8 protein-coding genes are annotated in these 6,777 nt (G+C 71.1%); 4 read left to right on the plus strand and 4 right to left on the minus strand.

Translation table 11 applies throughout. The features are described 5' to 3' along the window. Positions 1-6 precede the first annotated feature (6 nt). Together hemC and KZX60_RS09085 are read left to right on the plus strand one after the other, a co-directional pair. The gene (hemC, locus tag KZX60_RS09080; protein WP_248117640.1) at positions 7-1,206 is read left to right on the plus strand and encodes a hydroxymethylbilane synthase; all 1,200 of its coding nucleotides are present in this window, start codon (positions 7-9) and stop codon (positions 1,204-1,206) included. Position 1,207: 1 nt separating this feature from the next. Beyond that, positions 1,208-2,113 carry a uroporphyrinogen-III synthase gene (locus KZX60_RS09085; RefSeq protein ID WP_248117642.1) on the plus strand — a complete coding sequence of 302 codons (906 nt, stop codon included), beginning with the start codon at positions 1,208-1,210 and terminating at the stop codon, positions 2,111-2,113. Between the two features lie 15 nt (positions 2,114-2,128). On the opposite strand, the gene KZX60_RS09090 is transcribed toward KZX60_RS09085, so the two are convergent. From KZX60_RS09090 to KZX60_RS09105, 4 genes are all read right to left on the minus strand, one after another. Then, entirely contained in the window at positions 2,129-2,362 is a 234-nt protein-coding gene (locus KZX60_RS09090) for a hypothetical protein (protein WP_248117644.1), read from the minus strand. Between the two features lie 129 nt (positions 2,363-2,491). Further along, complete coding sequence (locus tag KZX60_RS09095; protein ID WP_248117646.1) at positions 2,492-3,562, minus strand: NYN domain-containing protein; 1,071 nt, start codon at positions 3,560-3,562, stop codon at positions 2,492-2,494. A 329-nt stretch (positions 3,563-3,891) separates the two neighbouring features. Next, entirely contained in the window at positions 3,892-4,359 is a 468-nt protein-coding gene (locus KZX60_RS09100) for a hypothetical protein (RefSeq protein WP_248117648.1), read from the minus strand. A 436-nt stretch (positions 4,360-4,795) separates the two neighbouring features. After that, the gene (locus KZX60_RS09105; protein WP_248117650.1) at positions 4,796-5,314 is read right to left on the minus strand and encodes a GNAT family N-acetyltransferase; all 519 of its coding nucleotides are present in this window, start codon (positions 5,312-5,314) and stop codon (positions 4,796-4,798) included. Between the two features lie 224 nt (positions 5,315-5,538). Here KZX60_RS09105 and KZX60_RS09110 point away from each other — a divergent pair, with 224 nt between their 5' ends. Continuing rightward, complete coding sequence (locus KZX60_RS09110) at positions 5,539-6,015, plus strand: hypothetical protein (protein ID WP_248117652.1); 477 nt, start codon at positions 5,539-5,541, stop codon at positions 6,013-6,015. Continuing rightward, positions 6,012-6,359: a transcriptional regulator gene (locus KZX60_RS09115; protein ID WP_248117654.1), complete on the plus strand. Its 348-nt coding sequence runs from the start codon at positions 6,012-6,014 to the stop codon at positions 6,357-6,359. The genes KZX60_RS09110 and KZX60_RS09115 overlap by 4 nt, the downstream gene beginning before the upstream one ends. The last annotated feature ends 418 nt before the right edge of the window (positions 6,360-6,777 follow it).

A 6,777-nucleotide genomic window follows, 5' to 3' on the forward strand; every position in this document is an offset into this window, starting at 1 on the left:
GCCGTCATGGAGGCACTGCGCATCGGCACGCGTGGCTCGGCCCTGGCCACTACGCAGACCCGGCAGACGGCGGAGGCCGTGTCGGAGCGCGCCGGGCTGTCCCATGAGCTCGTGGTGATCCGCACGGAGGGCGACGTGACCACCGGATCGCTCGCCTCGCTGGGGGGCACCGGGGTGTTCGCGTCGGCCCTGCGCGCGGCGATCCTCGACGGCGCGGTGCACGCCGCCGTCCACTCCCTCAAGGACCTGCCGGCCGCCCAGCCGGCGGGCCTGGAGATCGCGGCGGTGCCCGCGCGCGCGGACGTGCGCGACGCCCTGTGCGCGCGCGACGGCCTGACCCTGGAGACCCTGCCCGAGGGTGCGCGGGTGGGCACGGGCTCGCCCCGCCGGGTGGCCCAGCTCAAGGCGCTGCGGCCCGACCTCGAGCTCGTGGACATCCGCGGCAACGTGCAGACGCGCCTGGCGCGCGTGCCGGGGCTCGAGCAGCACGACGACGGCGCCCCCGCCGCGGCCGGAGCCCCCCGCGGCGACCTCGACGCCGTGATCCTCGCGTGCGCCGGGCTGGACCGGCTCGGCATGGGCGAGGTCATCACCGAGCGCATCGACCCGGACGTCCTCGTCCCGGCGCCGGGCCAGGGGGCCCTGGCCGTGGAGATCCGCGCCGACGAGCGGCCCTTGCTCGACGAGTCCCTGATGGACGGCCCGGCCGGGGGGCTCGCGGGCCTCGATCCGGACTCGGACGAGGCCGTCCTGCGGAGCGCCCTCGAGCTGGTGGACGACCTGCCCACGCATGTGGCCGTGACCGCCGAGCGGGCGCTGCTGCGCCGCCTCGAAGCCGGCTGCGCCGCGCCGATCGGGGCGCTCGCCACCGTGGAGGACCTCGACTCCGGGGCGCCTCGCATCGAGATGCGGGCGATGGTGGCCGCCGTCGACGGCTCCCAGGTGCTGCGCCGCACCTCCTCCGTGCAGCTGGACCCCGTGCCGGACGACGTCGCCGCCGACCCGGCCGAGGCCGCCGAGTGGATCGAGGACACCCTGTTCCTCGCCGCCGAGGCCCTCGGGGTGCACCTGGCGGAGCTGTTCATCGCGGAGGGCGCGGACCTGCTGCCCGGCACCGTGCGCGGCGTGAAGGAGTCCGCCGAGGACGTCTACGAGGGCGGCACCCCCGCCGACGTCGACGCCACCGGCACCGACACCGAGGCTTGACGTGCGCGTCCTGCTCACCCGGCAGCCCGCTCAGGCCGGAGCCCTGGAGGCCCGGCTGTCGGGCGCCGTCGTGGGCGGGGAGGCCGTGGAGGTCGCGTTCCTGCCGCTCGTGGACTTCGTGCTGGCCGGCGACGCGGAGGCGGACGCCCTCGGCAGGATGTCCATGCAGCTCATCGCCCCGGGTGCGCGCGGCGTGCTCGTGGTGACGAGCCCCAACGCCGTGCGGGCGCTGCGAGGACACGACTTCGGAGGCGTCGACGAGGGCGTGCGGGCGGTCGCCACCGGCCCCGGGACGGCGCACGTGCTGGTCGCCGCCTCGCCCGGCATCCGCGTCTGGACGCCCCCCGAGGACCGGTCGGCCCGGGGCATCCTGGCCGGGATGACCGGGCCGACGGCGGCCCCGGAGGTCGTCGAGGGCCTCTGGCCCCCCGCGGCGGGGCATGCCGTGCCGATCGCGTGGCTGCCCCAGTCCGACCTCGCCCGGCCCGCGCTGGCCGACGGGCTCCGCGCGGCGGGCTGGGACGTGCGCACCGCCGTCGCCTACCGCACCGTGCCGTATCCCGGGACGCCGCCGTGGCGACGGCTGCTCGCCGAGGGGGAGGGATCCGTGGGCGCCTCGGACCCGGTCGTCGCGGAGGCGTGCACGGCAGCTCCCGACGCGCCCGTCGTGACGCCTGCCCAGCTGTCCGAGGCCGAGCCGGGCACGGTGGTGCTCCTCACGAGCTCCTCGTCCGCCGAGCAGTTCGCCGAACGGGGCCTGGGGCCGGCGGCGGGGGAGCGGGTGCGCCTGCTGGCCATCGGCGAGCCGACGCGCGCCTCGTGCGAGCGCCTCGGCCTGCCGCTCGCGGGGACGTGCGCCACGCCCGACGCCGCGGGCGTGCTGGCCGCTCTCGCCGGGCTGGGCTGACGGAGCGCCGAGGCGTCAGAGGGTGCCGTCGCCGTTCTCGTCCTCCGGGCGCTCGCCCAGCGTGCCCAGGATGTCCACGCGGGGCTCGCGCAGGATGGCCACGGCGACGTTGGCGAAGCCCGTGTTGGACAGCAGCGTCGAGGCCTCCTCATCCGAGAGGTCATAGGCGTGTGCCAGCATGCGGACGTTCTCGGTGTAGAAGGCGTGCAGGCGGTCGACGGCGCGCAGGAACTCCAGGGTGTTGGCCATTCGTCCATCTTAGAGGCGTTCGGGGACCGTCCGGTGGATCCGGGGTGAACACAGGGCGACGGCGGGCGGGCGGTGAGCCTGCCCACCGCTCGCCCGCCGTCCCCTGTCCGCGCCGCGGGGTGGGGGCGCTCAGCCCTCCGCGCGGCGGCTGCGGCGCTTGAGGCTGACCTCGATCGAGCGGCCCTCTGTGCGGGTCTGCAGGTAGGGCTGGTCCGCCACGAGCGTGGAGAGCTTCTGGTGACCGAAGTCGCGGGGGTCGAAGTCCACGTGGGTGCGGCTCAGGTGCTGGCCGATCAGGCCCATCGAGGCCCAGCCGTCGTCGGAGCTCGTGGCGGTCACGGCCTTGACGAGCGCGGACTGCAGGTTGATGCGCGGTGCGACGTCGTGGTCGGCGTCCGGCTCCGCGTCCACCGGCACCTCCGGCGGCGTGGGATCCTCGGCGATGGCCGCCTCCGATCCCGACGACGACGCACGGCGGCTGCGGCGACCGCGCGCGGCGGCCTTCGGCTCTGCGGGTGCGTCGGCCTGCTCGGCGGCGGACTCGTCGGTCCCGCCCGCGGCGGCCCCGGTGTCGGAGGTCTGATCGACCGAGGCGGCGTCGTCGTCCTTCGCGTCCTTGTCCTCGGCGGAGCGGCCCCGACCCCGGCCGCGTCCGCGGCCTCGGCCCGAGCGCGAGGGCTTCTCGGCGCCCGACTCGTCGGACGCCTCGGAGGCGTCGTCGTCGGTCTCGACGTCGACGTCGTGGTCGTCCTCGGCGCCGAGCAGCTCGAGGTAGATGAACTGGTCCACGGCGTTGCGCAGCGAGGCCGGCGTCTTGCGGGCGCCGAGGCCGATCACGCGCTTGCCCGACTCGCGCAGACGGGTGGCGAGGCGGGTGAAGTCGGAGTCGGAGGAGACGAGCGCGAACGCGTCCACGTTGCCCATCCAGAGCAGGTCCATCGCGTCGATGATGAGCGCGGAGTCCGAGGAGTTCTTGCCCACGGTGTAGGCGAACTGCTGCACGGGCTGGATGGCGTGGTGGTTCAGCGCCTTCTTCCATCCGTTGAGGTTGGTGGTGGTCCAGTCCCCGTAGGCGCGCTTGATCGTGGGCGTGCCGTAGGTGGCGAGCTCCTCGAGGATCAGCGGGGCGTACTTGGGGGAGACGTTGTCACTGTCCATGAGGACGGCGATGCGCAGGGAGGCTGCGGTGGGTTCAGGCATGACTCCAGGGTAGCCGGGGGATCGTGGTGGGGAGGGGCGACTGCGGCGGCCCCGGGTGTGGGTGGTCAGCACGCGCCATGAACGGTGAGGCGGCGGAGGTTGTGACGAGGTGGTTGTGGCGACGGTTGTGGCGTGCCCAGAGAGCTACGAGCACGCTATTCGGAGTCTCGTGGTGAGGACGCCACAAACGACCGTTAGCGCCGCCGGCCCCTTCCGGGCGCAAAGTCACTCAGCCTAGGCCCGAGCATGACTAACAGGCGGGCCCTAGCCGCAGTGGGTCGGACGTTCTCGTGGTCCATCCACGACTGATCCCTCCGTGGGTGCCTTGGTCACCCCGCTGCGTCGGTCACGAACACGTTGTGCCGTGTTGGGCATCCCTTCACGGCGGTCGGCACCTCGGGCTTCAGGTCTTCGAGGATGACCCTGCCGCCCGTGTAGCCACGGCTCTCACCGAGGCGAATGAGTCGGTCCGGGGTGCGGACGCCCACCACCCGGTCGTCTTCCCGCTCGATCCGCGACCCGGCGGGGAAGGCCACGGGATCGGATGTGGCATCCGGTGCGCTGACCGTGTCCTCTTCCGCTACCACCAGGCATCCGCCGTCGGTGAGCTCCAGGCGGCCGGTCACGAGCTGACTGGACTCGCCCGAACGTTGCACCCAAGGCTCGTCCGCCACGAGGAGTCGCGTGCCGGCGTCGTCGATCAGTGAGATCCCCGGGCGGTCCGGGCCGCACCCGGTGGCGCAGAGCGCGACGGCGGCAAGTACTGCTGTGAATGAGAGGGTTGCTCTGCGTGTCATTAGTTGCTCCTGGTGTCCGGGACGAGGACTGGACTGCGCCAGTCTGTGAGCAGTGCGCGAGCTTGGAGGTGACCCGCCTATCACGTCCAGGCGCCTTGTTAACGGATGATCCAGGGCCGGCGAGTGCCGCCTGGGTGATGCCCTCTCGGCGGTATGGGCCAAAGTGCCTCACAGCGATGTGACAGACGTTACTGTCCCAAATCTGGCCCGTCTATGCCCCGGATAAGGCCGCGCGTGTCGTACCACCTCGCTCGTCATAGGTCTAAAACCTGGGAGCCACTTGCGACGGGAAAAGGGGGAGGCCGGGCCGGCAGGTTGAGGGCGTTTGGAGCTGTCTTCCAGTAGGACCTCGCCGTCTCTCGTCCCACGGTGATGTGGTGGCGAGACTTGTGGCTTGAATCTTGCGAGACACAAACGACCGTATGGGCCGTCGTGGTCACTCGGCGCGGGGGAGAGCGAGCCGTTCGGGGAATCGGTAGACGATGTGGTCGACCTCGTCGTGGGGGTGGGGCTCGGGTTCCATGCCCAGTTTGAGTGCCAGCCGGGCTGATGGCTGATTGACGGGGGAGATCAGGGCTACCACCGGTGCGGAGGGCTTCTGCGCCATGGCCCAGTCGAGGGCTGCTCGGGTCGCTTCCTCGGCGTACCCCTGCCCCTGGGCTTCTGGGGCGAAGCGGTAGTAGAGGTTCAGGACCAGCTGGCCTTGGTGCTCCGTGGGGCGGGTGCCGCAGAAACCGATGGGGCCGGCGTGCTGCTCGGAGACGAGGAAGTATCCGATCCCGTGGTCGGACCAGTCTGCCTGCCAACGGTGCAGCAGATCGTGGGCCTCGGCTCTGCTTGTCATGACCAGCTCAGGTCGGTGTGGGTAGGTGCGTGGGTCCGAATGGATCTTCCAGATGACCTCTTCATCCTCGTCTCGGGGGGCTGTGAGCGTGAGGCGTCGCGTGGTGAGCATGCAGACAACCTAGACAGCCCAGGCGTGCGCACTGCGAAGCTGGAAAGACCTGGGCTGGCGTTGGGCCCCGTCTCCACAACCGCGGCGGCTGCTTTCGGATGCGGCGGCCGGGGGTGACTTGAGGGCGAGTTCGGTACCACGGAGGTAAGTGTGGGCACCAGTGGGGTCGATGCCCACGCGAGCAGAGGTTGCTTTCGTCATGTTCATGCAAGTAGCTTGAACGCATGGAAAACAACTCTTCCTCCCGTGTCACCGCCCCCGAGGCGGCCCAGGCCCTCGCGCAGGCCGAAGACGTCCATCGGCGTGCCGCCTATGCCGGGGTCGAGCCCTGGTGGGTGGACGCCCTGGCTGCGGTGGGCATGGCGACGATGGCGGTGGGCCTCATCTCACGTACCCTGTGGGGTGCGTTGCTGGGAGCGGCCTTGTTCGTGATCGGGTCCTTCGTCTTCACCTCGCGTCAGCGACGCCGCGGGATGCTGAGGGACCGGCAGGTCACGGTGAGCACGGCGCTGATGTTCGGAGGTGTCTACGGGGTGACCTTCGCAGCCGGGCAGCTGCTGCCGGAGCAGCGGGATCCGGTCGCCCTGACAGTGGGGGCGCTGGTGCTGGCCCTCGTCGGATTCGTGTTCCTGCGTTGGAGCTCTCACCGGGCGGCGCGCCGGCTCGTGGAGACCCAGGGAAGGACTCGCACTCTCTCGTGACTGCTGCCCCCGCCTTTGACGAGCTGATCCACCAGTCCACGCGGTTCCGGATCTGCGCTGCGCTGGACTCCAGCGTGGAGATGGAGTTCGCCCTGCTGCGGGAGGTGGTCGAGGTCTCTGACTCTCTGCTGTCCAAGCAGCTCAAGGCTCTGGCCGAGGCCGGCTATGTCTCCACGCGGAAGCAGAAGCAGGCTGTGGGGCGGCCGCGGACATGGGTGGCGCTCACGGACCCTGGCCGCGCGGCTTTCCAGGGGCACCTGGCCGCGCTGAGGCAGATCGTGAGCGCCCCCTTGGATGCTGGAAGTGCTGTCCCCAAGGGTCGCTCTGCGCCTCCTGCTACGTGATCCGAACGGGCGCTGCCGACGGCGGGCTAGGGCGTGTCTGATAATGCTTCGAGGGTTGGGCTAAGACCCCGGATCCATTCTCAGACACGCCCTAGCGGAGAAGAGAGAGCAACCCCATGCCCGCCGAACGACTTGGCAGCATGCTCTGTCCATGTCCAGACGGGTGTGGCTTGCGCCGCTATATGGCGGGGTTCTGTCGGAGCTCAGTGGCGGCCTCCAAGCACGCGGGCAAGAGGGCGCTGCGAGTGAGGCTCACGTTCCGCAAGCCGATCCTTCACCGGGACAGCGGCCGGTCAAGCCCCTTGTGGTGGTGTAGCGGTTGGATCCTTCGTTGGGGTTGTCAGGTGCTGAGCTCGAGGGCAGTGTCGGTGTCGGTGCCCACCTCGCTTCCGGTGTCCTCGACGGGGGTGAGGCGGCA

The organism is Micrococcus sp. EYE_212 (assembly GCF_023147585.1).
Classification (GTDB): Bacteria; Actinomycetota; Actinomycetes; order Actinomycetales; family Micrococcaceae; genus Micrococcus.

Excerpts from the sequence above, each read along its gene's own strand:
- hemC (WP_248117640.1), top strand. The coding sequence starts at position 7 with ATGGAGGCACTGCGCATCGGCACGCGTGGCTCGGCCCTGGCCACTACG.
- KZX60_RS09090 (WP_248117644.1), bottom strand. The coding sequence starts at position 2,362 with ATGGCCAACACCCTGGAGTTCCTGCGCGCCGTCGACCGCCTGCACGCC.
- KZX60_RS09095 (WP_248117646.1), bottom strand. The coding sequence starts at position 3,562 with ATGCCTGAACCCACCGCAGCCTCCCTGCGCATCGCCGTCCTCATGGAC.
- KZX60_RS09100 (WP_248117648.1), bottom strand. The coding sequence starts at position 4,359 with ATGACACGCAGAGCAACCCTCTCATTCACAGCAGTACTTGCCGCCGTC.
- KZX60_RS09105 (WP_248117650.1), bottom strand. The coding sequence starts at position 5,314 with ATGCTCACCACGCGACGCCTCACGCTCACAGCCCCCCGAGACGAGGAT.
- KZX60_RS09110 (WP_248117652.1), top strand. The coding sequence starts at position 5,539 with ATGGAAAACAACTCTTCCTCCCGTGTCACCGCCCCCGAGGCGGCCCAG.